At 47.9% G+C, this 24246-nt stretch carries 30 protein-coding genes and 1 tRNA gene; 15 read left to right on the top strand and 16 right to left on the bottom strand.

Translation table 11 applies throughout. The features are described 5' to 3' along the window. Positions 1 to 113 precede the first annotated feature (113 nt). Both Q4Q50_RS06450 and Q4Q50_RS06445 read left to right on the top strand, forming a co-directional pair. Complete coding sequence (locus tag Q4Q50_RS06450; RefSeq protein ID WP_311898857.1) at positions 114 to 572, top strand: GNAT family N-acetyltransferase; 459 nt, start codon at positions 114 to 116, stop codon at positions 570 to 572. Between the two features lie 162 nt (positions 573 to 734). Further along, positions 735 to 1670, top strand: a complete 936-nt coding sequence (locus tag Q4Q50_RS06445; protein ID WP_311898856.1) for a M14 family metallopeptidase — start codon at positions 735 to 737, stop codon at positions 1668 to 1670. A 237-nt stretch (positions 1671 to 1907) separates the two neighbouring features. On the opposite strand, the gene adhE is transcribed toward Q4Q50_RS06445, so the two are convergent. Further along, positions 1908 to 4511: a bifunctional acetaldehyde-CoA/alcohol dehydrogenase gene (adhE, locus tag Q4Q50_RS06440; protein ID WP_006081419.1), complete on the bottom strand. Its 2604-nt coding sequence runs from the start codon at positions 4509 to 4511 to the stop codon at positions 1908 to 1910. A gap of 318 nt (positions 4512 to 4829) precedes the next feature. Here adhE and Q4Q50_RS06435 point away from each other — a divergent pair, with 318 nt between their 5' ends. From Q4Q50_RS06435 to Q4Q50_RS06425, 3 genes are all read left to right on the top strand, one after another. Next, the gene (locus tag Q4Q50_RS06435; RefSeq protein WP_006081420.1) at positions 4830 to 5462 is read left to right on the top strand and encodes a YchE family NAAT transporter; all 633 of its coding nucleotides are present in this window, start codon (positions 4830 to 4832) and stop codon (positions 5460 to 5462) included. Between the two features lie 295 nt (positions 5463 to 5757). Next, positions 5758 to 7752, top strand: coding sequence for a methyl-accepting chemotaxis protein (locus Q4Q50_RS06430; RefSeq protein ID WP_311898855.1), 1995 nt, complete (start codon positions 5758 to 5760; stop codon positions 7750 to 7752). Positions 7753 to 7965: 213 nt separating this feature from the next. Further along, positions 7966 to 8053: transfer RNA gene (locus Q4Q50_RS06425), tRNA-Ser, on the top strand. Positions 8054 to 8078: 25 nt separating this feature from the next. Here the strand turns inward: Q4Q50_RS06425 and Q4Q50_RS06420 are convergent. From Q4Q50_RS06420 to Q4Q50_RS06360, 13 genes are all read right to left on the bottom strand, one after another. Then, complete coding sequence (locus Q4Q50_RS06420) at positions 8079 to 9374, bottom strand: tyrosine-type recombinase/integrase (protein ID WP_311898854.1); 1296 nt, start codon at positions 9372 to 9374, stop codon at positions 8079 to 8081. Next, positions 9374 to 9586 (bottom strand): excisionase family protein, encoded by a 213-nt coding sequence (gene xisR, locus Q4Q50_RS06415; RefSeq protein WP_012196962.1) that lies wholly within the window; start codon positions 9584 to 9586, stop codon positions 9374 to 9376. The genes Q4Q50_RS06420 and xisR overlap by 1 nt, the downstream gene beginning before the upstream one ends. Positions 9587 to 9688: 102 nt before the next feature. Then, positions 9689 to 10036, bottom strand: a complete 348-nt coding sequence (locus Q4Q50_RS06410) for a hypothetical protein (RefSeq protein ID WP_311898853.1) — start codon at positions 10034 to 10036, stop codon at positions 9689 to 9691. An 8-nt stretch (positions 10037 to 10044) separates the two neighbouring features. After that, the gene (locus Q4Q50_RS06405) at positions 10045 to 11595 is read right to left on the bottom strand and encodes a DNA cytosine methyltransferase (protein ID WP_311898852.1); all 1551 of its coding nucleotides are present in this window, start codon (positions 11593 to 11595) and stop codon (positions 10045 to 10047) included. Continuing rightward, positions 11583 to 11822 (bottom strand): hypothetical protein, encoded by a 240-nt coding sequence (locus tag Q4Q50_RS06400; protein WP_012197001.1) that lies wholly within the window; start codon positions 11820 to 11822, stop codon positions 11583 to 11585. Before Q4Q50_RS06400 ends, Q4Q50_RS06405 begins: the two co-directional genes overlap by 13 nt. Beyond that, entirely contained in the window at positions 11819 to 12097 is a 279-nt protein-coding gene (locus Q4Q50_RS06395) for a hypothetical protein (RefSeq protein WP_012197002.1), read from the bottom strand. The genes Q4Q50_RS06400 and Q4Q50_RS06395 overlap by 4 nt, the downstream gene beginning before the upstream one ends. Continuing rightward, positions 12098 to 12406 carry a hypothetical protein gene (locus tag Q4Q50_RS06390; protein ID WP_012197003.1) on the bottom strand — a complete coding sequence of 103 codons (309 nt, stop codon included), beginning with the start codon at positions 12404 to 12406 and terminating at the stop codon, positions 12098 to 12100. Beyond that, positions 12403 to 13101, bottom strand: a complete 699-nt coding sequence (locus tag Q4Q50_RS06385) for a hypothetical protein (protein WP_012197005.1) — start codon at positions 13099 to 13101, stop codon at positions 12403 to 12405. The genes Q4Q50_RS06390 and Q4Q50_RS06385 overlap by 4 nt, the downstream gene beginning before the upstream one ends. After that, a complete protein-coding gene (locus tag Q4Q50_RS06380; RefSeq protein WP_012197006.1) occupies positions 13098 to 13688 on the bottom strand; it encodes an ead/Ea22-like family protein in 591 nt (196 codons plus the stop codon). The genes Q4Q50_RS06385 and Q4Q50_RS06380 overlap by 4 nt, the downstream gene beginning before the upstream one ends. Before the next feature lie 10 nt (positions 13689 to 13698). After that, positions 13699 to 13863 (bottom strand): hypothetical protein, encoded by a 165-nt coding sequence (locus tag Q4Q50_RS06375; protein ID WP_006083880.1) that lies wholly within the window; start codon positions 13861 to 13863, stop codon positions 13699 to 13701. Between the two features lie 36 nt (positions 13864 to 13899). After that, complete coding sequence (locus tag Q4Q50_RS06370) at positions 13900 to 14247, bottom strand: hypothetical protein (protein WP_012088961.1); 348 nt, start codon at positions 14245 to 14247, stop codon at positions 13900 to 13902. A gap of 125 nt (positions 14248 to 14372) precedes the next feature. Continuing rightward, a complete protein-coding gene (locus Q4Q50_RS06365) occupies positions 14373 to 14735 on the bottom strand; it encodes a hypothetical protein (RefSeq protein ID WP_311898851.1) in 363 nt (120 codons plus the stop codon). A 767-nt stretch (positions 14736 to 15502) separates the two neighbouring features. Further along, positions 15503 to 16162 (bottom strand): LexA family protein, encoded by a 660-nt coding sequence (locus tag Q4Q50_RS06360; RefSeq protein ID WP_227257037.1) that lies wholly within the window; start codon positions 16160 to 16162, stop codon positions 15503 to 15505. A gap of 108 nt (positions 16163 to 16270) precedes the next feature. Here Q4Q50_RS06360 and Q4Q50_RS06355 point away from each other — a divergent pair, with 108 nt between their 5' ends. The 10 genes from Q4Q50_RS06355 (at position 16271) to Q4Q50_RS06310 (ending at position 22235) form a co-directional block, all read left to right on the top strand. After that, positions 16271 to 16561 (top strand): helix-turn-helix domain-containing protein, encoded by a 291-nt coding sequence (locus Q4Q50_RS06355; RefSeq protein WP_048908675.1) that lies wholly within the window; start codon positions 16271 to 16273, stop codon positions 16559 to 16561. Between the two features lie 31 nt (positions 16562 to 16592). Beyond that, positions 16593 to 17216: a toxin YdaT family protein gene (locus Q4Q50_RS06350; protein WP_311898850.1), complete on the top strand. Its 624-nt coding sequence runs from the start codon at positions 16593 to 16595 to the stop codon at positions 17214 to 17216. Between the two features lie 5 nt (positions 17217 to 17221). Continuing rightward, entirely contained in the window at positions 17222 to 17548 is a 327-nt protein-coding gene (locus Q4Q50_RS06345) for a hypothetical protein (protein ID WP_311898849.1), read from the top strand. A gap of 163 nt (positions 17549 to 17711) precedes the next feature. Further along, positions 17712 to 18434 carry a hypothetical protein gene (locus Q4Q50_RS06340; RefSeq protein ID WP_311898848.1) on the top strand — a complete coding sequence of 241 codons (723 nt, stop codon included), beginning with the start codon at positions 17712 to 17714 and terminating at the stop codon, positions 18432 to 18434. Positions 18435 to 18577: 143 nt separating this feature from the next. Continuing rightward, entirely contained in the window at positions 18578 to 19435 is an 858-nt protein-coding gene (locus Q4Q50_RS06335; RefSeq protein WP_311898847.1) for a helix-turn-helix domain-containing protein, read from the top strand. Beyond that, entirely contained in the window at positions 19432 to 20115 is a 684-nt protein-coding gene (locus Q4Q50_RS06330) for a replication protein P (RefSeq protein WP_311898846.1), read from the top strand. Before Q4Q50_RS06335 ends, Q4Q50_RS06330 begins: the two co-directional genes overlap by 4 nt. Then, complete coding sequence (locus tag Q4Q50_RS06325) at positions 20105 to 20329, top strand: hypothetical protein (protein WP_012088970.1); 225 nt, start codon at positions 20105 to 20107, stop codon at positions 20327 to 20329. The genes Q4Q50_RS06330 and Q4Q50_RS06325 overlap by 11 nt, the downstream gene beginning before the upstream one ends. Further along, a complete protein-coding gene (locus tag Q4Q50_RS06320) occupies positions 20330 to 21598 on the top strand; it encodes a tyrosine-type recombinase/integrase (protein WP_311898845.1) in 1269 nt (422 codons plus the stop codon). A gap of 72 nt (positions 21599 to 21670) precedes the next feature. After that, the gene (locus Q4Q50_RS06315) at positions 21671 to 21886 is read left to right on the top strand and encodes a helix-turn-helix transcriptional regulator (RefSeq protein ID WP_006082023.1); all 216 of its coding nucleotides are present in this window, start codon (positions 21671 to 21673) and stop codon (positions 21884 to 21886) included. After that, positions 21876 to 22235 (top strand): hypothetical protein, encoded by a 360-nt coding sequence (locus Q4Q50_RS06310; RefSeq protein ID WP_006082022.1) that lies wholly within the window; start codon positions 21876 to 21878, stop codon positions 22233 to 22235. The genes Q4Q50_RS06315 and Q4Q50_RS06310 overlap by 11 nt, the downstream gene beginning before the upstream one ends. 556 nt (positions 22236 to 22791) lie before the next feature. On the opposite strand, the gene Q4Q50_RS06305 is transcribed toward Q4Q50_RS06310, so the two are convergent. Together Q4Q50_RS06305 and Q4Q50_RS06300 are read right to left on the bottom strand one after the other, a co-directional pair. Beyond that, positions 22792 to 23595, bottom strand: coding sequence for a PepSY-associated TM helix domain-containing protein (locus tag Q4Q50_RS06305; protein WP_063882881.1), 804 nt, complete (start codon positions 23593 to 23595; stop codon positions 22792 to 22794). A 29-nt stretch (positions 23596 to 23624) separates the two neighbouring features. Next, entirely contained in the window at positions 23625 to 24200 is a 576-nt protein-coding gene (locus tag Q4Q50_RS06300; protein WP_063882879.1) for an FMN-binding protein, read from the bottom strand. Between the last annotated feature and the right edge of the window lie 46 nt (positions 24201 to 24246).

Here is a 24246-nt window from a genome sequence, read left to right as displayed (position 1 = left end):
ATTAAAGTGTTTTACGCGAAGCGTCTTTTGTTCAAGCGTCTTAAAAAGCCAGGACTCTGTTCTGGCTTTTTATTGCGTCATGTAATGGATTTATTTTTAATCAAGGAGTTAAGATGAATATTCGAGCCGCAACCTTAGCTGATATCCCTGAAATAAGCGAATTGCTCACTCAGTTAACCCAAGACTTTATCGCTCCAACATGCACTGAAGAGGGCGCTGCAATCTTAGTGAATGCCATGTCGATTGAAGCGATTGGTAGCTACTTTGCTATGGGTTATCAGTATCATGTCGCCATAACGGACTCGGGCCAACTTGCAGGTGTAGTGGGGATGAAGGCGAATAGTCACTTATATCATCTTTTTGTTGCCTCCCATGCGCAGGGACAAGGCGTAGCGCGAATGTTGTGGGAACATGCCAAAGCTCAGTGTGTAGCTCAAGGCAATCCGGGCGTATTTACCGTGAACTCGGCGCTGAATGCGCAGGCTGTGTACTTAGGCTTTGGCTTTGTGCCCCTTGGACCCGAGCGAGATCGCGGTGGCATCCGTGATATTCCCATGCAGCTGACGCTTTGAGTCGGCTGCACTCATTTATCATCCAAACACGAGCACTATCATTCGACTGAATAGCAATTCAACGAAAAAGCTTGAGCGAGAAGAGCTTGAACGAACAGAACTTGAATAAAAAGAGCTGGAATAAAAAGAACTTTACCGAATAGAACTAAAAATAGAGGAATTATGGCAAATTTAACATTTTATCCCATCGGCACCGCTGGCGAGAAATGGGGCGAGGCTGAAAAAGCCGCATGGCTGGCGAGCACCCAAATCAAGCGTTCATATCAAGACGATGTTGTGACGCCACTCAAGGCGATGGAAGAAGAGCTGTCTGCGCTTGGGCTTGGCATTGTGCAATATGGCGCTTTGTCGATTAACGCCGAGCGTTACCCAATATTTGCGGTGAAGAGCCAGCAGTTTGATCCACAAAAGCCAACCGTGCTGGTGACTGGCGGCGTGCATGGTTACGAGACCAGCGGTGTGCATGGCGCATTGGCCTTTTTAACGAATGAAGCGACGAATTACGTGCAACAGGTGAATTTAGTGGTTGCCGTGTGCGTGAGTCCTTGGGGTTATGAGACGATTAATCGCTGGAACCCAAAGGCTATCGATCCGAACCGTTCATTCTATGCCAACAGCCCTGCAGAAGAATCGGCGGCCTTGATGGCTTTAGTTGCTTCAGTTGCGCAAGGTTTTGATGTGCATGTGGATTTACATGAAACCACAGATTCAGATGAGTTAGAGTTTCGCCCAGCGCTTTGCGCCCGCGATGGCATTGAATATGACAAAGGCACTATCCCAGATGGCTTTTATGCTGTGGGCGATACCGAACATTCAATGGATGCTTTCCAAAAAGCCATTATCGATGGCGTGAGCAAAGTGACCCATATTGCCCCTGCCGACGAGAAAGGCGAGATCATTGGCTCGACAGTGGTGCAACACGGAGTGATTAACTATCCGCTTAAGTCATTAGGGCTTTGCAGCAGTGTCACGGGTTGTATCTATAACACAACGACAGAAGTGTACCCAGATAGCCCAACGGCTACGCCTGCCGAATGTAATCTGGCGCAGGTTGCGGCCATCACCAGCGCCATCGATTATGTACTGGCGCAGCGTTAGTCGTAGTTTGTTGTAATGCTCTGCTAAGTGCTGATTAGCTTAGTGATCGTAAGTTGAGTGATGCCCAGTTGAGTTAGCGGCTAGTGAAGTGATTTTACGTGCGATCGATTAATGCATCGACTCCTTAATTAGATCATTCACTGAACATCACGCAGTAAAAAGCCCTCATTCGAGGGCTTTTTCATTTATGTCGCGCTGCGTTTATTTAGCGCGGGCTTAGCATAGTTAGGTGATTGCCTAGTTGTTATCGCTATAGTCACGGCCATAATAGCTATCGAGGAACAACTGTTTTAGCTCGTTAATCAAGGGGTAACGTGGGTTGGCACCGGTACATTGATCATCGAACGCATCTTCGGCTAATTCATCTAACTTGGCGAGGAAGTCGGCTTCGTTGACGCCGGCTTCTTGGATAGAAGCAGGAATGCCAATCGTCTTCTTGAGGTGTGTGATTTTCTCAAGCAATTTTTCGACTTTTTCTTCATCCGTTTTTCCGCCTAGTTTCAAGTGATCTGCGATGGCAGCATAACGGCACAGGGCTTTTGGCCTGTCGTATTGGCTAAAGGCCGCTTGCTTAGTGGGCAGATCCGTTGCGTTAAAGCGTATTACGTTATTGATCAGCAGCGCATTGGCTAAACCGTGGGCGAGATGGAACTCTGCGCCCAGTTTGTGCGCCATTGAGTGGCAAATCCCGAGGAAAGCGTTAGCAAAGGCGATACCTGCGATGGTGGCGCCATTGTGGACTTTTTCACGGGCGACAGGTGACTGTGAGCCCAAGTTGTACGCATCGGGTAAATATTTGCACAGTAAGTCGAGGGCTTGCAGTGCTTGGCCGTCGCTATATTCGTTTGCCATCACGCTGACATAGGCTTCAAGAGCATGGGTCACCGCATCTATGCCACCAAAGGCGGTCAGAGATTTAGGCATGTCCATCACTAGATTTGGGTCAACAATAGCCATGTTGGGCGTGAGTTGATAATCGGCAATCGGGTATTTTTTACCGGTAATTTCGTCTGTCACTACCGCAAAAGGCGTGACTTCTGAGCCTGTGCCTGAAGTGGTTGGAATAGCCACCATCATGGCCTTGGTGCCCATTTTAGGGAATTTGTAGATACGTTTACGAATGTCCATAAAGCGCAGCGCCAAATCGGCAAAATCCACATCTGGATGCTCGTACATCACCCAAATAATCTTCGCCGCATCCATTGGTGAGCCGCCGCCGAGCGCAATAATCACATCGGGTTTAAAGCTTTGGGCAACCTTAGCGCCTTGACGGACTATAGCTAAAGTGGGATCGGCTTCAACATCGTAAAAGATTTCGGTTTCAAGGCCTTGGGCCTTTAAAATCCGCATGGTTTCGTCGCAATAACCGTGGTTAAACAAAAATCTGTCGGTGATGATCAGTGCGCGTTTTTTATCGCTCAGTTCTTCAAGTGCGATGGGTAAACTGCCGCGGCGGAAATAGATGGATGCAGGAAGCTTGTGCCACAACATGTTTTCGGCCCTCTTAGCGACGGTTTTTTTGTTGATCAGATGACTCGGGCCAACGTTTTCTGAAATCGAGTTGCCGCCCCAAGAACCACAACCCAAAGTGAGTGAAGGCGCTAGTTTGAAGTTGTACAGATCGCCAATGCCGCCCTGTGAAGCTGGGGTGTTGATCAAAATACGTGCTGTTTTCATTCTAAAACCAAAGGCATGCACACGTTCAGTTTGGGTATCTTGGTCGGTATAAAGCCCTGAAGTGTGGCCAATGCCGCCAAGTGCGACTAAAGCTTCAGCTTTATCCATGGCATCGTTAAAGTCGATGGCACGATACATGCCAAGCAGTGGCGATAATTTTTCATGGGCGAAAGCTTCGCTGTCGCAAATGTCGGTGACTTCACCAATCAGAACCTTAGTCCAGTGCGGCACTTCAAAGCCGGCCATTTGCGCGATACTGGCGGCGCTTTGGCCAACGATATCGGCATTCAAACCGCCATTTTTTAAAATGACCTGCTGCATCGCCGCGGTTTCATCCTTCGATAGCATGTAGCCACCGTGAGAGATAAAGCGCTCTTTTACTTGCTCATAAATACTGTCAACCACAATCACAGCTTGTTCTGACGCACAAACGACGCCATTATCGAAGGTTTTCGACATTAATATCGAACTGACCGCGCGTTTGATGTCGGCGGTTTCATCGATAACAATAGGCGTGTTACCCGCACCTACACCAATCGCGGGTTTACCGGAAGAGTAGGCGGCTTTCACCATGCCTGGGCCACCTGTTGCGAGGATCAAATTGACCTTAGGGTGAGTCATCAATTGATTCGACAGTGCGACGCTGGGCTCATCAATCCAGCCAATAATGTCTTTAGGCGCACCCGCAGCTATGGCAGCATCGAGCACTAATTTTGCTGCGGTTGTGGTTGAAACTTTGGCCCTTGGGTGGGGCGAGAAGATAATTGCGTTACGGGTTTTAAGGCTGATTAAGGCCTTAAATATCGCGGTCGATGTGGGGTTAGTGGTCGGTACTATGCCACAAATGATGCCCACAGGTTCGGCAATGGTGATAGTGCCGAAGGTGACGTCTTCAGATAAAATCCCGCAGGTTTTTTCATCTTTGTATTTGTTATAAATATACTCAGAGGCAAAGTGGTTTTTGATCACTTTGTCTTCAACGACACCCATGCGGGTTTCTGCGGCGGCCATTTTTGCCAGCGAGATACGCGCATCGGCAGCGGCAAGGGCCGCTGCGCGGAAAATTTTATCGACTTGCGCTTGGCTGAATGTCGCATATTCGGCTTGTGCTTTCGCAACACGCTCGACCATGAGATCCAGTTCTTGTGCATTGGTCACTGTCATGATTAATACTCCTAAAAAGATTTAGTGAATCAAGGCATTCACTAAATCCTCTTTATGGTAGAAAATTACACCTAAAGCCGCATTTAAAGTGTGACGCCACCGACAATATCGGGCTTTTATGTAATAAAACTACACTTAGGGTAACTTGTTTGTTTAAAATTGCGTTGAAAATGCATCGACTTCGATAACTAAATATTATTCGAAGTTGTGATTTAACCTCAAAAATCTCATTTTTCAGTCAATAGCGCTTGAGATACTATACTTGCCCTCAAGCATATTTTGATGAAGACGGCGTGACACGCACATAAGGATAGCAACTTGGAGTTAACTCTTTACGTTAAATTTTTTCTTGGCCTAGTTGCCATCATCAACCCAGTCGGGTTGTTGCCTGTGTTTGTGAGCTTAACCAGCCATCAAACTGAAGCTGAGCGGAATCACACAGGTAAAGTGGCCAACTTTGCGGTTGTGGTGATCCTCTTAGTCACGATTGTGGCGGGTCAGCACATTCTGAATATGTTCAGCATTTCGTTATCTGCCTTTAGGATCGCGGGTGGTAGTCTGATCGCCATTATTGCGATGTCGATGTTGCAAGGTAAATTAGGTGAAGTGAAGCGCAACCAAGAGGAAGACCGCGAGTCTTCGGCGATGGAGTCGGTGGCGGTTGTGCCTTTGGCTTTACCACTGATGGCCGGACCTGGTGCTATCAGTTCGGTGATCGTCTTTGCCGCTGAGCATAATTCATTGTCGAACATCATTGCGATGTTCATTACTGTGATTGTGTTTGGTTTAGTGAGTTTTGGCCTGTTTAGAATGGCATCCATCATCTATAAGATTTTGGGTAAGACGGGGATTAACGTCATTACTCGTCTTATGGGGCTGTTGATGCTATCCATAGGTATTGAAGTGATTGCGGCTGGTGTAAAGGGATTATTCCCGCAGCTCTTTAGCTAGAGTCGTATTACCCCGCAGGATTAAGTTTTTCTTCTTTTGATGAAACGCATTGGAGTTTATCCCATGCGTTTTTTGTTTTTATCAGTTACTCGTTTGATGTTTATCAAGTTTATCCCGCGGTTCACCTTACCCGAAAAGCCAAATCTAACGCTATTGATGAGACATGAGGTAAATCCTCGTTTATCAGAGGATTAACCTGAGTTTTCCCATAAGCCTTAGTCGTTATATGGTTAATCATATGCTATACCTAGTGTTTGGTTATTTGGTCTAACACTAAGTTTAAAAGGATATTTCTATGAAATGGCAATGGATTGGTAATCTCAGTCTAAAACAAAAATTATTAATGGTTGTCTTACCTCCCTTATTAGCCTGTTTCCTCTGCGGTACACTATACCTCATTGAAAAATATGAATATAAGCAAGATTTAACCTTAGTGGTGCAACTGAGTGAGTTGGCTGTAACAAACAGTAACTTAGTACACGAGTTACAAAAAGAGCGCGGAATGAGTGCAGGATTTATCGGCTCAGCAGGAAAAGCCTTCGCCAGTAAAATACCAAGCCAAAGACAGTTAACGGATACGCAGCTTAGTCTCTATCAGCAATTTATCACTCAAAATCAGTTGCCAACGATATTTGCTCCTAAACTTAAGGAACTTAATTCACAGTTAGGGCGATTAAATTCAATTCGCTCACAGGTGGACAGTTTAAGTATCAGCGTCGCCGACGAAGTCGCCTATTACACTGAATTAAACAAATTGTTACTGGCGATAGTCGATGAAACCGCAAAAACGGGTGCCAACCAAGAAATTGCCATCAAAGCTGCTGCCTTTAGTGCTTTTTTGCAATTAAAGGAAAGAGCAGGGATAGAAAGGGCGGTGTTAAGTTCAACCTTCGGCCAAGCCGGATTTAAGCCTAAGGTTTACGCTAAATTTATTACCTTAGTGTCGGAGCAAAATACTTATCAAGAGCGGTTCTTAGCGCTAGCAGACTCAGATTTATTAGTGGCATTTAACCGTTTGCAAAGTTCTGCGGCAATGCACGATGTTGAGTTATTACGCCAGCTTGCATTTGAACAAGACAATCAAAAAATCCAACAACAAAGTCCCGAAGACTGGTTCAGTAAATCAACCGCGCGGATTGAGCTATTACGTGAGTTTGAACAGCAAGTCTCGGCAGATTTACTCAATACCACCCATGAAAGATTATCCTTAGCAAATGAAAAAATGTTCTTAGTGCTCGCGACCTTAATTTCAGTATTAGCGATTGTGTTGATATTGAGTTTATCCGTGATCCGCTACTTGCACGACAGCGTGCATCATTTATATTCGACCATCACGCAAGCCCGCAAACATTACGATTTAAGCGTGCGTTTGACTCAAACAAGCTCGGACGAGTTTGGTGAACTTGCCATCGCCTTTAACGACATGATGAGTGATTTTGAAAAGGTGATCCTGCATGTGCGTTCCAGCGGCGCAAAACTGCAACAAGCGGTGGCGCAAATGGATGTTTGTACCCACGCCATGGAGCAAGATGTGATGGCGGGGCACAGCGAGGCAGAGCAAGTGGCTTCGGCGATGACTGAAATGAGTGCGACAGTGGCCGAGATTGCCAGCAATGCCGTGCAGGCATCAGAAGCGTCCTCCGCCGCCAATATAGAGGCTAAAGAAGGTAACCTCGAAGTCGGCCGAACCAGCAAAGCGATCAAAGCCTTAGCCGATGATATCAGTGGGGCTTCTAAAGCCATCAACGACTTAGACCGTGAAATTCATGGCATAGTGGTTGTGCTTGAGGTGATCAGCAGTATTGCAGAGCAAACCAATCTACTCGCACTCAATGCCGCGATTGAAGCCGCGCGAGCAGGGGAAATGGGCCGCGGCTTTGCTGTTGTTGCCGATGAAGTCCGCAGTTTGGCACAGCGCTCACAAACCTCGACCTCTGATATTAAAAACATGACAGATAGATTGAAGGCTGGGGCGAGCATTGCGGTAAAAGCCATGGACAGAGGCTTGGCACAGGCGAATAACAGTGTTCATGAAGCCGAGCAAGCGGGCGTTGAACTGAAACGGATTGTGGAGCAAGTCGGCATTATTGACCGCATGAACGAGCAAATTGCCACCGCAACCCACGAGCAATCGGCCGTATCCGAAGACGTAAACCGTAATGCATTGAAGATCAGTGAGATTTACCTTAATACTCAAAGGATCTCCGATGAGCTTAGGGAGCTGACCAAAGCCCTGACGTTTGACGCGAATTCAATGTCAAAAGAAGTGCACAAATTTACCGTCAATTAACGGTATAAAACGGTGAAAAGATTCAAGAAATCACGTCGGTTTGTTTAGCAATTGTGCAACCGCCTGAAACTGAGTCTTTTTTACTTGACCCCCTTTAGGCTTTTGCGTACAGTACCGCTCCGTTAACGATGAAAGCCTCTCGGCAAGGCTATACTAAATCGTTAGTGATTCTTGAACGTGAAAGATTAACCACGCTAACATAAATCGACATATGGTGAGGTGTCCGAGTGGCCGAAGGAGCACGCCTGGAAAGTGTGTATACGGTAACGTATCGAGGGTTCGACTCCCTCTCTCACCGCCAAATTAAAGCAAGGGGAATCAGTATCTTACTGATTCCCCTTGTTGCATCTGGGCAAAAGCTGGGCAAAATCGCCGTTTTGTTCTCCTTCTGTGTCCTTGGTAAAACCAAGCATTTCTGACACTCGATTAGCCATTTTTTGCGAGTCCTTAGGTATCCATTTGCCATAATGTTTTTTAATCATTGTGGTATCGCTATGGCCTAATTGTCTTGCAACCCATTCAAGTGGTACGTAGTTAGAAAGCAGCTGACTTGCAAAGGTGTGGCGACATTGATTCGGTCCACGATGGCGTAACTTGGTGCGTTCTAAAATACCAGTAAACCAACGACGAACCGAATGATCATACCAAGGTAATTCGCTCTTACCGTTTAAAAATACAAACCGAATATTTTCATTTTTGGTGGTGATATTGTCGCGTTGCTTCACTTCTAATTCGATAGTTGGAAGCATCATCGTGTGTTGCATCTGCTCAATAAGCCATTCTTTTGCTGGATCGATTAGCTCAATAACTCTTACTCGCCCACGTTCTTTTGGGACTTTGTATTGAGTTAGCACTCTGGCCCGTCGAATGTTTACTGTCCAATTAGCGGTATCAATATCCTCCCATGCAAGCGCAATCACCTCTGATAATGACAGGCCTGTCCAGCAGCAGAACATGATCATATTGATGTCACCGCGGCGACTTGTATCGTCTGCCGCAATTCTTTCAAGTTCGTCACGAGTAAATGGGTCTGCAGTTTCTTCAAGTGTATCGCGCTCAATGTTACTTATTCTATCGAGCGGATTAGATCTGATGATCCCATCTTCAAATGCGACATACCAAACACCACGAACAATCGTGAACACATCATTAACTGTCTTTGGAGAAAGGCCTGCTTTAAGCATGTTTGCTTGAAACATCAGTAGGTGACTTCGACTAATTTCAGAAATTAGCTGATCACCCCCAAAATAGTTAATAACGTGCTTCGACTTACTACGATAGTTTTTTGATGTGCTCTTTGCTTTGGTCACATCTTGAATTTTAAGCCAGTGGTTTACACCATTCGCAACGTTACGGCGCTCAATTAAAATACCTGCAAATTCCATCGCTTTAATCGATTCAGGGAAGTGTGCTATGTAGTCGAATCGATTTTCAGCAATTTCAGTTAGGATAGTATTTCGCTTATTTTCGGCATATTTAATGACTGACTTTGTAATCTTTGAGTAACCCTTTAATGGTTCTCTGTAGCGCTTGCCATTGAACATAAATACTATACGAACGGTATTAAAATTGATTTCAACCCCAACAGGGAGTTTTTCAACTCCCTTTGGTAAATTGCTCATTAAGCGGCTCCTTCCATCCACTGTTCAATTTCATTGATGTTGTAAACAATGCGACCAATAGGGTCATAGCGCCATTGCCTACCTTCCAACCAAACGCCTCGCTCGCGATACTTACGTGCAGCCTCGGAGGTAATGCCAAACACATTTGGCATTAAATTGCCGCGAATCCATCTAGCCGGTACAACGTTTTCAATTGGTTTTTTAACGTTCATAATTAACCTCTAATGTTCTGATAGTATTGTTATTTAAATCTTTTTGCCTGACCTTTTAGTTGTCAGAGCAGGGGTACACCGAACAGCTGTTTTCTAACATCGTTAACACGGTTTTTTGTCATTCACCTCCTTTGCCGCTTCTTTGTCCTTAGGTGCGAAGAACAGCGCGACGGGGCCATCTTCGGTGTCGTGAATACTCAGCAAGAATGAGCCGGCCTTGTCGCAAACGGGGTTCCAATCGCTGATATCGTTATCGCCCTCGTCAAAGTAGCGCTCGATCTGGTTTTCAGGGGCGTCGAGTTCAAACCAAATCGCCACAAACTCGCCGCCTTGGCGTGCCGCCCATGCTTCGCACTCCACACGGGTTACGCCTTCGTCCCACTCGGGCAAATCTGGATGGGTCCAATAACCTTCTTCACGTTCTACTGTTGCTGCTTGTATCGGGTTCATAAAAACTCCTATGCCGCTTCGGCGGTGTATATGCAAAGCTCGGGGAGATTTGCGCGGGTGAGTGCTTCGGCAAATGGGGGCGGAACGCTGTTGCCCACACGGGCGACTTGCTGTTTCTTAGTCGATTTGCCGTTGTAGTTACTGATAATGTATTCAGGGTTGAAACCTTGGCAGGCGAACAGCTCATGGGGTTCGAGCATGCGCATACCAATATCGATGATTTGATAGGGCTCACCCTTGATCATCACTAGGCCAAAGCGGTCATTGGTGGTGATGGTGTGCAATGGTTCATTACATGCCACGCCGTCTTGCTCGTTGCCGTAGTATTTGATGAAGAACGCGCGCACTTCGCCGAGGTGTAAGCCGCCAGCGGTGATCGTGTGTGCGGGTTCATCCATTGCAAAGCCGAGGTTAGTACCACGCAATTTAATCATGTGGCTGGTGATCAGCGCGTTGTGATCAACCGTTGTCACCGTCGGTAAGGGATTATTAAGGTCGTCACCTGGTCCCGAGTAATTGCCGCCGTAATGCTTGCAGATATTGGCCGCCGCCAGTACCGGTTGCACCACCGCAAAGTGACCGCCTTTTACTTGGGCGCATATCGTGCGCAAGGGTTCATCAACGGGCATATTGCGTTGATTACTGGCATTCGCGTGCTCAGTAATAAAAGGGGCTAACGTGACATTTTGCGGAACGATAAACGGCTCCTTGGCATCAAACACAAACTTTTGAATCCCTTTCGCAATACGCTTCATGGTGTTTTCAGCCAGCGGCTTTTTACGGCCAAAGATGGATCGACAAGGCAGTGACCAGTCGATGCATTCAGCCGCCGTTCGCCAAGGTTGCAGCTTGCCCGATTTAACCGCTTCGCTATTGGGTGCGCCGTGGGTTGGCTCAGGCCAGACGATGGGCTGACCATCACAACGGGCGATCATAAATAGGCGTTTGCGGATGGTCGGGGCGCCGAAGTCACAGGCACGTAGTTCGCGCCACTCCACCTTATAACCCAGTCCTTTCATCAGTTTAGCGGTATCGAGTAAGCCCAAGGTTTCAACGCATTCCGCTAATGCTGGGTGATCTGCATTTATGCCAGTACTCAACATACTGACAAAGGCGTTAAAGGTTTCGCCTTTGCGCTCAGGGCAGGGGCGCATCGCCTCTGTGACTGGGCATTCAATAACAGGCCCCCACGTTTTAAATTCTTCAACATTCTCAAGCATCAACACGCGCGGCCGAACCATCATCGCCCAGCGAACCGTCACCCAAGCTAAGCCGCGGATCTCTTTACTCACGGGCTTACTGCCTTTGGCTTTTGAGAAGTGTTTGCAGTCGGGTGAGAACCAAGCTAAATCAACCGGCTTACCTGCAGTAGCTTGCACGGGGTCGATATCAAATACCGACTCGCAATAGTGCAACGTCTCTGGGTGATTTGCTGAATGCATCGCAATGGCGTCAGGGTCGTGGTTAATGGCAATATCCACACTGCGACCAATCGCCCACGCTATGCCCGTACTTGCACCGCCACCGCCTGCAAAATTATCGACGATTAAGCCTCGCATGCTGCTTCTCCTTTTATCCTGAGTTTTGATTCTGCGTTGAGTGCGAATACTTCGGCGTCGGCTTGGCCGAAGTCGCTGCACTCGATGGCGTTAAAAGACTTACAAATACCCCAGCCGTGGTAGTTGTTGGGGGTGTACTTCACTTCGATTTGTTGCTGATCGCACATCAAGGTGGAGTAGGGCTTAGATAGCGTGACCACGCCCGCTTTAGTGCTGAACGTATTCATGCCGCCTCCTTGTTTTGGCTGTCGCGGGTTTGGCTGACAGGCGAATGGCAGGGCAAACGCATTGGGTGATATCGGTACGAATACACTATGGTGCGGCTAATGCCCTTGGCTAAGTTGGTTAAGCCGTTGCCCAATGCTTGCCAATACAGGCAATCTAACGCGCCCAGCGCCAGCGCGATTTTGATGCTGTCGCCCGTTTTTGCCTTGAGTAACAGGCTTAACTTATGGCTGCGGTAATGATTTAGCAGATGGCGAAACGCCGCTGATTGAGTCATTTAGGCCACCTGCTTCGGTTGCAAAGGAGTTGTTAGCAAAGCGCTTGATTGCAAATGAGTTAATTGCAGCTTGGCCCAGTCGATGGCCTTAATGGCCTCGACCGTGGCGGCGATTTGCTCTAGCTTCTTTTGCCCGCGCATAAAGTTCGACAGTTCAATACCGTGGCGAGCCGCCGCGCGTTCGGCGGGTAGGGCGCTGGTGTAATGCAGCGTTAACGCGGCAATCACCTCGGGCGAACTAATGCGGGTAAGCGACAGCAATAACGCAACGCGCTCTTGTGATTCAAAGCCCGGGAGTAAGTGGTTCATGCTGCCTTTCTCCTTGCCTTCAATTCTTCGCAGCTTATGGATACCGTAAAATCAAGCTCCATGCGTTCGCTATATTGATCAGCACAGCTATAGGCTTCGTAAGGATTTAATCCCCAAGTAATGCAGCCACAATGTGGGCAATTGCCACGCGTTTTACCTGTGGTTTGGCGGGTGCGTGGTCGCTTGGGTTTACGAATGCCAGCAGCAGTGATCATGCTGCGCTCGTTGATGTTGGCGGCTTGAAAAGTGCGGCGCGCGATGGCGTCTATGTCGGTTTTGGCATAGATATTGGCAACGATACCTTGTGTCTTGAGTTCGTTTACTCTGACTAGCGCAACTTGGTATGTAAATACGACAGATGCCTTGTAACTTACAGAGCTAAAATCGACTGTTAGCCAATAAACATCGTTGCCATCAGTGCGATCCCCAATGCGAATAACGTATTCATCACAGCCTGACTTTTCACCCTCATCGCCAAGATACTGGTGATCAACGCGTACGGTTGATTGCTCATCGACAAGCTCCTTGCTAAGTGGAACGTCAGTGTGACGGCTATTAAATTGGCGCTGTGCTTCTTCAAGGGTAAACACCTCAGCTAGATCTAAGTTGCTGGTGTAGCCGCCACGGTCTGCCCAAAACATGCAAGTACTGCCAACATTGTCGCGCGAATCACGCAGGTAGAATAATGGGTTCATGCCGCCACCTCTGCCTTAGTCAGTGACAGGATCCAGTTACGTAACTCAATCATTTGAGGGCACAAATACATTGACGCGACATAGGTATATAGATGTGGGTAATCATGCTGTTTACGCCTGAGAAACCAATTTGCATCAGCCTCGGTGAGGCAGGATTTAATGACCTCTTCAATTTCTTGAAAGTGAAGTTTGGTGAGGTTTGATGGCAAATCGTAATGATCTGAATCAACATCAAAACCTTCGATAAACGCTTGAGTGAATACGTCGGCAAATGATTCGATTTCATCGTGATAAGATTCGATCTTGTCGTTCTCGAATAACCACGTTTTGCACCATTCGGCATCATGCTCTAGCAACCATTCAGCAAGGTTACTTTTATCGCCATCATCAGAGCGATAGAGCGTTGAATAATCGCCGTCTTCACCGTAAAAAATCTCCCAGTGATGATCGTTGTAGCCTTCTTGAGTCACTAAGTAGCGCTTGCAGCGCACTTGCCAGATTGGCTCCGCAGTAATGCGATTATCTTGTTGGTGCATTTGCTGTGACATTTCAAGCAAGAATGCGGGGATTTCGATGTGTTGGCTCATGCTGATTTCCTTATCTTCTAACCAAGAAACGGTGCAGACCTTTGGCGGCACGAATGGCGACAGTGCGGTCGGTGGTAAACTTGCCACCGGGCAACATCCAACCTTCCTTAAACGCGACGATATGGCCAACGCCGATTTTGATATCGCTGTGTAGCGGTTTGTCATCAGTTAACATGCTGCTTTCCTTCTCTCGTCACTGCACTCAGCCGAGCTAAGCTGCGGCTTCGCCGTTAAACACCACCAGATTGATGATGGGTTTCTTGGTTTTGGGGTTCACCTTGTCCGACAGCTTGTGATAGCGAATATGCACATCGCGGTGGGCTTCTTGGGTCATGGCTAAAACTATGTATTGCTGGCACAGCGCGGGCGTCGATAACGAATGCGACAGGCGTTGTGGCTTCATGGTTTCAAACAAGTGCTGCGCCATATCATCCAACTTGGCTTGGTACTCGTCGGGGCTCAGCTGACGGCGGTTAGGGTGTGCGCCTACTGAGGTGCTGCACTTTTTGGCCGCCTGCTTTTTCGCTAAGGTCATGGACACGCCGTAAACAAAAAACATAATTGCCTCCAACAAGGTGAAACTGTCGCCGTTATCGTTATCGGGATATGGACCATCACCCCTTGGTTGCTTTGCCTAGATAGCCAAAATCGTGAATGTGTGCGGCGGCTCTGCGGCTCTACTGCTTAGCGGCCGACGGGCGTGACTGTCGTCAAAGTGTGCAGCGGATGCACATTAGTGACGGCTTGCGAGTCGTTACGCCACACCATCACCTTGCCGTACAAACCTTGTAGGGGCTCGGTAAAGCGCAGGCAGAAATTGAGCCCGAGTTCGCCTGTGTGGCGAATAAACTGGCGGTAAAACGCAGGGCTTGGGTGGTGATAGGCAAAATGCTTGACCAGCTCGGCGCAACGGACTTGCACCCGTGGGCAATCCATTGGGTCGGTGTGGCCCTTGGCCAGCGCCATCAAGCAGGCAAAACGAATTGCAACCAGTAGACGAAACTCATCGCGTTGCTTAGGTGTGGTGTGAACTTTCGCTAGAATCATTTCCTTGTCCTCGGTAGTACCCATTGGGAATAAATCTCGAATGATTTATCAGTCGTTCATGGGCCAGATTGTAAAGCAGGGCATGTCGCTGATGGAATAAATATACCGATATGGTATTTGGTGGTCAATACCAAAATGGAATTATTATTTTGTGTTGGTATATTCTTGCTCAAGGAATTAGTGCTGATATTTAGATGGGCAGTAATGAACGGGCAGTAAGTGGATAGATTTTGATGGTTTCAACAAGGCGAACAGCATTTATCAAGCTGAATATTGGAGGGAATGATCGCGGATATTGATCAATGTACCACTATTAAGTTGTTGGGCTCGCTAGCCAAAAGTTTGACCGTGAGCATAAGCGCTTTTTAGATACGGGTGCAGGTGGTGTTATTCAAATGCTCTCACCGTAGGCTAAGGGACTTTACGGCTGGAGGCGGCGGAGAACGCACTAAGTTATGCTTTTGGCGGCGCTATTATCAGTGCAGGGATTTATATCTGAAGATATCTCAACAACAAAGCGGCCAATACAAACGGGTGAAGGCAATGGCAATGGAACACAATAGTCATAGATTATTGCTGTTAGGCGAAGCATAAAAAACCCGCTTTCGCGGGTTTTGGCTGTTATTTAAGTGAACAGTGGACTAGGTTAACTAATTGGAAAGGCTTTTCTACAGTAAACAGCATGTGTCTAACTTGTACTGTCTCATTGCTGAGCAGTCGTTGCTCGTCCAATCCACTTTTCCTTTATTATTCAAAATTCTAACGAGTTAGAAAATCTTAATTTTAGCATCCACAACAACACCAATAATCTTACAATTTCCATTAATTGGCAGCGTAGGGTATGCGTTGTTTAGCGGTTTAAGGAATTTTTGTCCTGCATCCATCACCAGTTTTTTAAAGGTGGCCTCGTTAACGTCAGTTAATTTTGCAACTACAAAGGAGCCACTTTGGTGATCGCGTTCAGTATCAATAAGGATTAAAGTTCCCTCAGGGAAACTAATACCAGATGTCGCTGTCATTGAATCGCCAGAAACTCTCAGCCAAAAACACTTCTCACCGGTTCGTTCTGTGGTTTCATACCATTCATCTGAAGCAAGCGCAGGAACTGACTCAATCGCTTCTGCCCAAGCTCCTGCTTGTACATAGCTGATTACTGGAAATGCGCGTTGATATGACATATTTCTTTCGACAACTCTGGTGTTTTCAATAGCAGAATCAGGGTACTCGACTAATCCGTCTGATGTTAAAACCATATGACTAAGATCTACATGCTTCATTATTGATGCAATGGTTTCCAAATCTGGTTCTCGTTTTTTATTTAGATATCTAGCAATAGTTGGCTGAGCCATATTCATGCGCTCTGCCAGCACATCTTGCGTAATACCAATTTCTTTCATTCTGGACTTAACCAGATCATACCAATTCATTTTCATATCCAAATTATGCCATATCGGCATGTTATAAAAACAACCGATACGGTATATTTTCGTTGCGTCAAAAATACCGTAATGGTATATATTGCTGCGGAGGTTCATATGAACAAACTAAAACATTACAGAAATGCCATTAACGCAACTCAAAAAGACGTCGGTGACATTGTAGGCGTCAGCCAGAGTTCTATTGACCGATATGAAAGCGGAATCCGTAAATTGAATACATCAAAAGCTTGGGAAATGGTTAATGCTCTCAATCGATTAGGCTCCTCATGCTCGTTTACCGATGTTTTTCCTGATCCGTTGGAATGTGTTCCACATGCTGTAAATCAATCAAACGATAAACAGGATAACTCAGTTTTAGATAATCCTAAGTCGGCGAGTGTGGCTTAGGTTCACTGTAGGTTGAAGGAGGTAAGTACACATGAAAACCCATTCACATAAAAAAGATAGTCGTTTGAATTTGTTGATGAAAACGATTCATCGGGTGTTGGAGTTACCCAAGATGACGCGCTTTGCGCTGGCGATAGATTTTGTGGCGGCGGTTGAGCGCCTTGGGCTAAGTGAGGTGCTGGCGGCGGAGGGGATTAGCTTTGCCAGCACGCAAGACGTGCACAACGATGCGCGGATTAATGCCCAAAAGCTGTTCCGCTGGCTTGGCCAGTACGAGGGCCAACATCCGCAGGCTGATCGCTTGTTTCATGTAGAGCAAGCATTGGTGGCGGCACTGCCCGAGCATTTGCGGGTGCAGTATCTCAACGATGTGTTTGGTTGCACTGGGGTGACGGTTATTGCTGATCGCATGAGTGACGGCCATGTGTTGCATGTGGCTGATATGGCGGCATCGCTCACCAAAGAGAACGCCGAGGCGCAAGTGGCGGTGATCCATTTGGGCAGTGAGCCCAAGCGCGAGCAGTTAGTGGCGGCGCACCGCGAGTTAAAAGAGTCGGCGGCAACCACGCAAGCGAGCATGGCGGCGTTAGAGCTGGCGTATCCGTATTTAGCGAGTCATGGCGGCAAGGCGGCGCAATTCGCGGCCGAGAAGTGACCGCGATGCAGCAATCGAACCTAAACATCAATGTTATCGCCAGCGCTAAAACCGAGCTGCACCAACAGTTGATCCGCTTGGGCGACATGATCGGCAACGGTTTGCACTTAGAACCCGATGGCAAATGGATTGCGAAAGAGTATGTAAAAGTGGCGCGGGCGTTAGGGTATCGGCCTAAACGCGCGGATCACAGCGCACAGATTAATGCGGTGATGCTTAAGCGGGTGGCTGATGTGCCGTGTGGCCAGTGCGGTTTGGCTTTAAAACAAACCAAGTCGGGCTCGAAACGCGCCGTGTGTGCCAATGGGCATAAGTGGCAGTTGTTGAAATGAGTTGTTGAAATGACTTGTTGGAATAAAAGAAGGAGTGAATGACATGTTCACAAATCAGTTAAGTGATAACTGGGCGCGTAAAAAGTGCCGTTATCAAATTGCCCGCCACAGTTTGGCGACGAACGCGGGCTTGATACCTAAGTGGCAGTGAGGAGGATAAACGATGTTTGATCCTGAATGTTTAATTTGTTGTTTGGAGGGCGGCGCCGCGTGTTCGGTACATGGGCAAGTTAGCAGTGATGATGGGCCCGCCGTAACCGCGCTTACCGAAATGGAAACCGCGCAAGTGACGTTACTCATGATGCAAGCAAAGCAGTTAATGCTTAAGGCGATGGCGCTTAAAGCTAAGTCGAAAATGCCTAATAGCACTCAGCCTAACACCAAAAATCTTAGCGCGGCAACCTCTGAACGGGCAGCGTTAAGTGGCGTGAACATGGGCAAAGACATTGCCTGTTTTCATGGGCATACCACGGCGGATTTGTTTAGACGAACGCAGGTGGGCCGAATGGTTGAGGTGTTAAGGAACTGCGATGAATTGCAGCATAGTCGCCCCGAGCGTTTGGCGGTTATCGCGACCGACATAGTGGATAAGGCGTTGCTGGGCAGTGGTAAGCAGTTGTTGCTGCCAACGGTGAGCATCGATTGGATCATGAATTATCTGCTGATGGAAGAACAACGCGCGGAGCGTTCTATTGCGCTATTGGCGGGTGATGTGGGCGCGGCTGATATGAATGCAGCTAATGTGAATACCATCGTGACTAGCCGCAACGAGCACATTAAACGGCGTGATTTTTTTAGCCAGTTGCGTAGTAACTTGGCGCACGAGGTTTACTTGCTTGGCAGTGAAGGCGAGCGAGCGGAGGGCAACGGGGCGCATTGCAGTTGACCCGTTGCTGTAGACATAAGAAAGCCCGCTAAAGTTTTGGCGACGAATGCGGGCTTAATACCTAAGTGAGGCAATAGCATGTTACTGAAGCATGGGGTTTGCGTCAATTCGAGTTTGTGGGTTGCTCTGTTTGGGGGTGGCTTATGAGTATGGAATTGATGGTAAAAGCGATGAAGGCCAAGGTGGGTAATCCACTGCGCAAGCTGGTGTTGATCAAGCTTGCCGATAACGCCAATGACCAAGGCGAATGCTGGCCGAGTTACGAGTATATTTCGCAGGCTTGTGAGATAAGCGAGCGGTCGGCGATTAACCACATTAATGCGCTGGTTGACGTCGGACTTGTGCGCAAAATTACCCGCAAGAGTGAGCATAAACGCAATACATCCAACCTGTATATTTTGGACTTTTCATCGTGTGTTCTGAGTGATAAACCTGCTCAAACTCTACCTTTTACTGAGGGTGCAGCAAATTCACCCCTAGAAAATACTGAGGGTGCAGCATATTCACCCCTAGAAAATATTGGGGGTGCAGCAGATTCACCCTCAGCCAATTTTGAGGGTGCAGCAAATGCACCCATGGGTGCAGGAGATTCACCCTCTGAGGGTGCAGGAGCTGCACCCAGAATCTGTCACTCTTTTGAACCTATCAATGAATCTTTAAAAGACTCTTGTCCAGCAACGAGTGCTAAGTCGGTTTTCAATGCGTTTTTTAAAGCCTATCCCGCCCATCGCAAAGGCGGGTCGGATTCGGCTGCGTGGAAAGCGTGGAAGGCCGAAAAGCTGACCGACGCCGATTGTGTGTTGGCGGTGACGTGGTTGAAGGAGGCTGCGGCGCTGGATGCGAGTTGGGGCTTTAGCGCTAACGGCCAGTTTGTGCTCGGCATTACCAAGTTTATCCGCGAACGCCACTGGCTAACGCCGTTGCCAAGACCAATGGGTACCGCGGTTGGGCAAGTGGATTGGAGCTACGCGGTGTATGACCCTGAGGACCCCTTGATATGACTGCCAATCAAAATGCGAGCATGAAATCACTGCAGACCTTAATCCGCCAGCCGCTGGTTGGGCAGGGGCGTGTGAGCCAACCTGAGCCCACGGCAATGGACATGGCGATTGTGGACAGCGTGTTTAGCAAGTTGCGGGTGTTGTTCCCGGTGAGTGCACCGCGGCCGGAGGACGAAGCGACCCACAAAGCCGAGTGGCTTAAAACCTTGGCCGCGCAGGGGATTGCAAGCCGTGAGCAAGTGCAAGCGGGGCTGAATCGCGCCAGACGCGAGCAGGGCGATAGGCAGTTTTGGCCGACACCGCGCCAGTTTGCCTTGTGGTGCCAACCCACGGCCTGTGATTTAGGGCTACCCAAGTTGGAGGCGGCATTCAAGGAAGCAACCCGCCATTACCATCACCCTGACAAGCATACGTGGAGCCATGATGTGGTGCGTTTAGCGGTACGTGAAACAGGCAGTTGGATGTTTGCCACTGGGCTTGAAAAGGATGTGTTGATGACGTTTGAGCGCAATTACAAAGTGCTATGCAGACGCTTTAGCCGTGGCGAGTTGACCGATGTTGAATTGCCAAAGGCACTACCCGAAACGGTGACGCGGCCGACTGAGGCGGCCAAGGCGAAATCAATTATTGCCAATTTACGAACCAACCTTGGGCTTAAGGGGGCAAACGATGGCGAATAAACCACTGACACAGCGCGAACGCTTGATGCGCATCATCACAGGCAAACGGTTTTGGACCCTGTTTGAAATCCAGCAAGAGAGCTTTAACCGCTTTGGGGTTCACGACAGCGAGACAGCCTTAAGTGCGCGGTTTCGGGATATGCCGATGAATCAGCGGGTAAAACGCATACGCTCGGGTACCCATCACACCTTTGAATATCGGTTGGAGGGTTAGATGGCGCAGGTGATGACAGCAACAGGCGTGGAGCAAGGCAAGTTAAACGATGCAGTATTGCGCCGTTGGTTGCGGGCAGGGATAACACGGGACTTTCGGGACACGCAGTTTCCGGCGGTGCGGTTACGGGCCTCGACCGATAGACGCCAAGCCTCGGTGTATTTAGTGATGAACGAGGCGGGCAAAACCGTGTGGCAAAAGCAGGGCGTGTGGCCCGTGATGTGCTTGAAGACCTTTTTAACCGAGTTACCTAGCTTGCTCGCCAAACGCAGCATGGGCCAAACGGTCATCAGTAACGAGTTTGCCACGGTAGCGCAATTGCTGGCGTGGTTTGTAACCCATGTGGAGTGCAATCGCACCTTAAGCAACAGCTGGCGCAGTAACTGTAAATCGTTAGTGAGTAAACATCTCAGTGGCTGCTTTGGTGAGTTACCACTCAATGAGCTGAACTTTATCGCAGTGGACAGTTATTTAATCAAACCCATGTTAGCGCAGGGCTACTCGGCCAATTACATCAAGGCCGCGGTGAAAGTGTTAAAGCGGGCGTTATCGGTCGCGGCCGATTTACGGGTGTTAGACACCAATAGCTTGGCGGGGTATCGGGTGCAAATGAGTTTGAAGATGCCGCCTTTGGTGGGCACGCAATTAAGCGAGTCGGACGTGGGCCCATTATTCAGCGCATTGCGAAATGCAGTAAGACCGGTGGCCATGCTGTTTGTGTTAATGCTGATGTTCGGTACCCGCATCGGTGAAACCCGTTTAGCACGTTGGGACCACTTTGCCGGTGATTACTGGTTTATTCCCGCCGAGAATGCCAAGAACCGCCAAGAGCATCGCTTACCTATGACGCCGACAGCCAAAAAGCTGATAACCCATTACGCCCAGTGGCAATACACCCATGTGGGCAAGCGGGCGTTTTTGTTCCCAGGCGAAGTGGGGCCGGTGAGCATTCGCACTGCGCAGTATTGGAGTGAGACGATTCGGTTTAAGGCGTTTACCTCCCATGCGCTGCGCAAACTATGCCGCACCATTATTGCCGACATGGGCGTAGATACCATGGTGGGTGAGCGGATTTTGAATCACACCTTGCCGTTACTGCTGCGCACTTACGTCAACAGCACCTTAGATAAGGGCATGTTGATGGCGTTGGATGCCTACCATGCGCACTTAATCACACTGGGGTTTGATGATGTGGCGCCCGAGATAATGCGCCAATCGACCACTGAGCCGAGTGAGCCAGACGAGCCAATGTTAGTGGGGTGGTTATGACAATGACAATGACAATAACAAAAACAATCACAAATAAAACGAGTGGGTTATGGACTTCACGCAGGAGGATTTATGGCTAATCGCGCCGCGGATGTATTGAAAGTAGGTCGCCGTTTACGGGGCATGACCCAAGACGAAGTGGCTGAGATTTACGGCATTAGCCGCAACACTTATCAACGTTGGGAAAATGGCCGTACTACTGCACCCTATGACGATGTGACATCGATATGCCTTGATGTGTTTAAGCTTTCGATTGAGAAGATAAATGAGGTGGCCAATGGGCTTTAGCGATGAACCCGAGCAGAGGATGAACATTAAGGCGTTGCGGTTAGGGTTATATCGCTGGGGCCGGTATTGGGTGTACCAAGAATTGGGCAAGGGGTTTTCAAACCGCAGTGCCTGCGACCGTTTAGGTGAAGCCTTGGGCGGCGGCAACTTAAAGCACGAACTCAACGTGCCTGCCCACGTCGCGCATTTTGACCACCTCGTTGAGCAGTTATCCATAAACTGCAAACGCGCCATTCGCGCCCATTACCTCTGCAAAGAGCAGTGGGCCTTAATGGGATTTGACAGCAAAAAGTCTTACATCTTCTGGTTAAGAAAAGCCGAAATGGCACTACTAGATAGGATGAATTAGAAGGAACGCCCTCTTGCGAGGGCTAGCGGGTTAGACGGTTGTCCACCAAGACTGCTAACCCGTTGACTGGATTTTATCAAAGGTTCGGCCCGTTATCTCGGTAAATGGATAGTGTGCCGCGTATTTATTATCGGGCTGTTCTCACCGATTTGTATGAGCTTAAAGTTCTGAGTTGCTGTATCGGGCTGTTTTTTAGACTGTAGTGACATTGTTATTTTCAAACAGAAAAGTGCGTTCGTACACATCGACACTCCCTTGGTAAGTGTTGGCGATGCCAAAGTAATTGATCCAGCTTTGCATGTGCTCTTTTATGATCTGTCTATTGAACGCGATATACAGAGCATATATATCCTTGTTGGAAAGTGGTCGGTGAACTCTCTGAACGGTGAATAAAATAGATAAGGAGACATGTACACACAAAAGAAACAAAGTGGTTCTATCGCAGAATTATGAACTCTACTAGAGGGCAGTGAATCATGCTAGGTAAGTCAGACTCACTGAAAACGTATGACTGAGTGCGCAGTTATGGTTAGTTAACATGACTCCGTTAAATAGTTTATCGTCTAGGTTTAGTTTGCTTTACCCAGAGCCAAAGACCACTCAGCGATACCAACAACAATGCCAATCCGAAAATATCCCATATCCATATGGCGTAGGCTCCAAATAAGCGGCCGCTATGTAGATCTAGCATCACTCTTTCCCAGTTGAGGTTTGCGCTGCGGGCGTATTGAATCAAATCAGCATCTACTGAATCCTTTGGCGTAACCCAATGCAACGGCGCTAATGGCTGCGCAGGTATCCAATCGATAAGATTTTCATCAGCTTGATAATAGCCTGAAGTGGTTTTAAGCCAAACACGATTGACTGTTGCGAGACGAGTTGCATCGAGAGTGAACGACTCTATGGCTAAGGCCTCTAAACCCTTTGGTAAACCTGTGCTGCTATTTTGAGTTTCCTGTAAGTGCCCTTGGCTATCAAACAGATAAAGTTGATCATTATCAATAGCTATCAATAGATTAGATAAAAATGCCGCACTAATTAATTGGCTTTGAGCCTCGAGTATTGGTTCATACCCTAGCCAAAGTCGGTTATCTGTGACAAATAGCGGCTGGACTTGACTGCCAAATTGGGCAATATGATGGGGGGGCGTAATCCCGTAATAATCCAACAACCACGTTTGTTGCACAGGGGATTTATTCAGCTGCAGTGCTTGGCTGTGATTGATGGCTTCACCCGTCACGACGAGCAATAGGATAAATAAACAGCTTAAGATACCCAGCCTACGGTGCCAAGGGCGAAGTGCGCGGGCAAGTTTGTAGCGAATAGTCGGTATTGTTTGTGATTTGTGCTTTCGAGTCATAGTTACATTTACGTCTGGTTAGTTGACTATTATTGACTCATTTCGGCTTTGGTAACATGGTTATGGAGCCATAAAGCAATACGAGATAGTTTCGTCAAGGCTCTGACCGAAAGGGTGGCACCAGTAATACCGTCAATATGCTGATCGAGTTGTGTTTGGTCGTCGAGTTTGGCTGATTTGAATTGATCCGTAAAGAAATCATGGCGAACTTCATCGCCTCGGCTTTCACGATAGACCAATACCTTCGTTCTGACGATGGCTTCATCTTTAATATGGATCCCGACGGTGATTGGTGCTTCTTTGCCTATTTCATCTAAAATCCACACGGTTTCATTGTCTTGCTGCCAATAACGAATGCGCATCTTATTGAAACTATGGGCAAGTATCGATTCGATAACCTGCTTCGCATGATCATCAACCCAAAAGACCTTAGTTGTGCCTTTATTGCCATTAAACGCCTGTTGAATAAAAGCATCGGTACTTTGATATTCGACGGCGCTTAGCCGCAGAGGGCATACCGCGAGTAATAATATCGCTAGGCTGCTAATCAATGAGCTGCCAAGGCGCTGGCTCACCTTTGTCAGTGCTGCGAAAAATGTGCCCATAATAACCTTCAAAAATAACGAATAAAGTCACACATCTGCAGATGTG

This window comes from Shewanella scandinavica (assembly GCF_031932065.1).
Classification (GTDB): domain Bacteria; phylum Pseudomonadota; class Gammaproteobacteria; order Enterobacterales; family Shewanellaceae; genus Shewanella; species Shewanella baltica.
This window is presented reverse-complemented; position numbering and strand designations above follow the sequence as displayed.

Excerpts from the sequence above, each read along its gene's own strand:
- Q4Q50_RS06450 (WP_311898857.1), top strand. The coding sequence starts at position 114 with ATGAATATTCGAGCCGCAACCTTAGCTGATATCCCTGAAATAAGCGAA.
- Q4Q50_RS06445 (WP_311898856.1), top strand. The coding sequence starts at position 735 with ATGGCAAATTTAACATTTTATCCCATCGGCACCGCTGGCGAGAAATGG.
- adhE (WP_006081419.1), bottom strand. The coding sequence starts at position 4,511 with ATGACAGTGACCAATGCACAAGAACTGGATCTCATGGTCGAGCGTGTT.
- Q4Q50_RS06430 (WP_311898855.1), top strand. The coding sequence starts at position 5,758 with ATGAAATGGCAATGGATTGGTAATCTCAGTCTAAAACAAAAATTATTA.
- Q4Q50_RS06420 (WP_311898854.1), bottom strand. The coding sequence starts at position 9,374 with ATGAGCAATTTACCAAAGGGAGTTGAAAAACTCCCTGTTGGGGTTGAA.
- xisR (WP_012196962.1), bottom strand. The coding sequence starts at position 9,586 with ATGAACGTTAAAAAACCAATTGAAAACGTTGTACCGGCTAGATGGATT.
- Q4Q50_RS06410 (WP_311898853.1), bottom strand. The coding sequence starts at position 10,036 with ATGAACCCGATACAAGCAGCAACAGTAGAACGTGAAGAAGGTTATTGG.
- Q4Q50_RS06405 (WP_311898852.1), bottom strand. The coding sequence starts at position 11,595 with ATGCGAGGCTTAATCGTCGATAATTTTGCAGGCGGTGGCGGTGCAAGT.
- Q4Q50_RS06400 (WP_012197001.1), bottom strand. The coding sequence starts at position 11,822 with ATGAATACGTTCAGCACTAAAGCGGGCGTGGTCACGCTATCTAAGCCC.
- Q4Q50_RS06395 (WP_012197002.1), bottom strand. The coding sequence starts at position 12,097 with ATGACTCAATCAGCGGCGTTTCGCCATCTGCTAAATCATTACCGCAGC.
- Q4Q50_RS06390 (WP_012197003.1), bottom strand. The coding sequence starts at position 12,406 with ATGAACCACTTACTCCCGGGCTTTGAATCACAAGAGCGCGTTGCGTTA.
- Q4Q50_RS06385 (WP_012197005.1), bottom strand. The coding sequence starts at position 13,101 with ATGAACCCATTATTCTACCTGCGTGATTCGCGCGACAATGTTGGCAGT.
- Q4Q50_RS06380 (WP_012197006.1), bottom strand. The coding sequence starts at position 13,688 with ATGAGCCAACACATCGAAATCCCCGCATTCTTGCTTGAAATGTCACAG.
- Q4Q50_RS06375 (WP_006083880.1), bottom strand. The coding sequence starts at position 13,863 with ATGTTAACTGATGACAAACCGCTACACAGCGATATCAAAATCGGCGTT.
- Q4Q50_RS06370 (WP_012088961.1), bottom strand. The coding sequence starts at position 14,247 with ATGTTTTTTGTTTACGGCGTGTCCATGACCTTAGCGAAAAAGCAGGCG.
- Q4Q50_RS06365 (WP_311898851.1), bottom strand. The coding sequence starts at position 14,735 with ATGATTCTAGCGAAAGTTCACACCACACCTAAGCAACGCGATGAGTTT.
- Q4Q50_RS06360 (WP_227257037.1), bottom strand. The coding sequence starts at position 16,162 with ATGAATTGGTATGATCTGGTTAAGTCCAGAATGAAAGAAATTGGTATT.
- Q4Q50_RS06355 (WP_048908675.1), top strand. The coding sequence starts at position 16,271 with ATGAACAAACTAAAACATTACAGAAATGCCATTAACGCAACTCAAAAA.
- Q4Q50_RS06350 (WP_311898850.1), top strand. The coding sequence starts at position 16,593 with ATGAAAACCCATTCACATAAAAAAGATAGTCGTTTGAATTTGTTGATG.
- Q4Q50_RS06345 (WP_311898849.1), top strand. The coding sequence starts at position 17,222 with ATGCAGCAATCGAACCTAAACATCAATGTTATCGCCAGCGCTAAAACC.
- Q4Q50_RS06340 (WP_311898848.1), top strand. The coding sequence starts at position 17,712 with ATGTTTGATCCTGAATGTTTAATTTGTTGTTTGGAGGGCGGCGCCGCG.
- Q4Q50_RS06335 (WP_311898847.1), top strand. The coding sequence starts at position 18,578 with ATGAGTATGGAATTGATGGTAAAAGCGATGAAGGCCAAGGTGGGTAAT.
- Q4Q50_RS06330 (WP_311898846.1), top strand. The coding sequence starts at position 19,432 with ATGACTGCCAATCAAAATGCGAGCATGAAATCACTGCAGACCTTAATC.
- Q4Q50_RS06325 (WP_012088970.1), top strand. The coding sequence starts at position 20,105 with ATGGCGAATAAACCACTGACACAGCGCGAACGCTTGATGCGCATCATC.
- Q4Q50_RS06320 (WP_311898845.1), top strand. The coding sequence starts at position 20,330 with ATGGCGCAGGTGATGACAGCAACAGGCGTGGAGCAAGGCAAGTTAAAC.
- Q4Q50_RS06315 (WP_006082023.1), top strand. The coding sequence starts at position 21,671 with ATGGCTAATCGCGCCGCGGATGTATTGAAAGTAGGTCGCCGTTTACGG.
- Q4Q50_RS06310 (WP_006082022.1), top strand. The coding sequence starts at position 21,876 with ATGGGCTTTAGCGATGAACCCGAGCAGAGGATGAACATTAAGGCGTTG.
- Q4Q50_RS06305 (WP_063882881.1), bottom strand. The coding sequence starts at position 23,595 with ATGACTCGAAAGCACAAATCACAAACAATACCGACTATTCGCTACAAA.
- Q4Q50_RS06300 (WP_063882879.1), bottom strand. The coding sequence starts at position 24,200 with ATGGGCACATTTTTCGCAGCACTGACAAAGGTGAGCCAGCGCCTTGGC.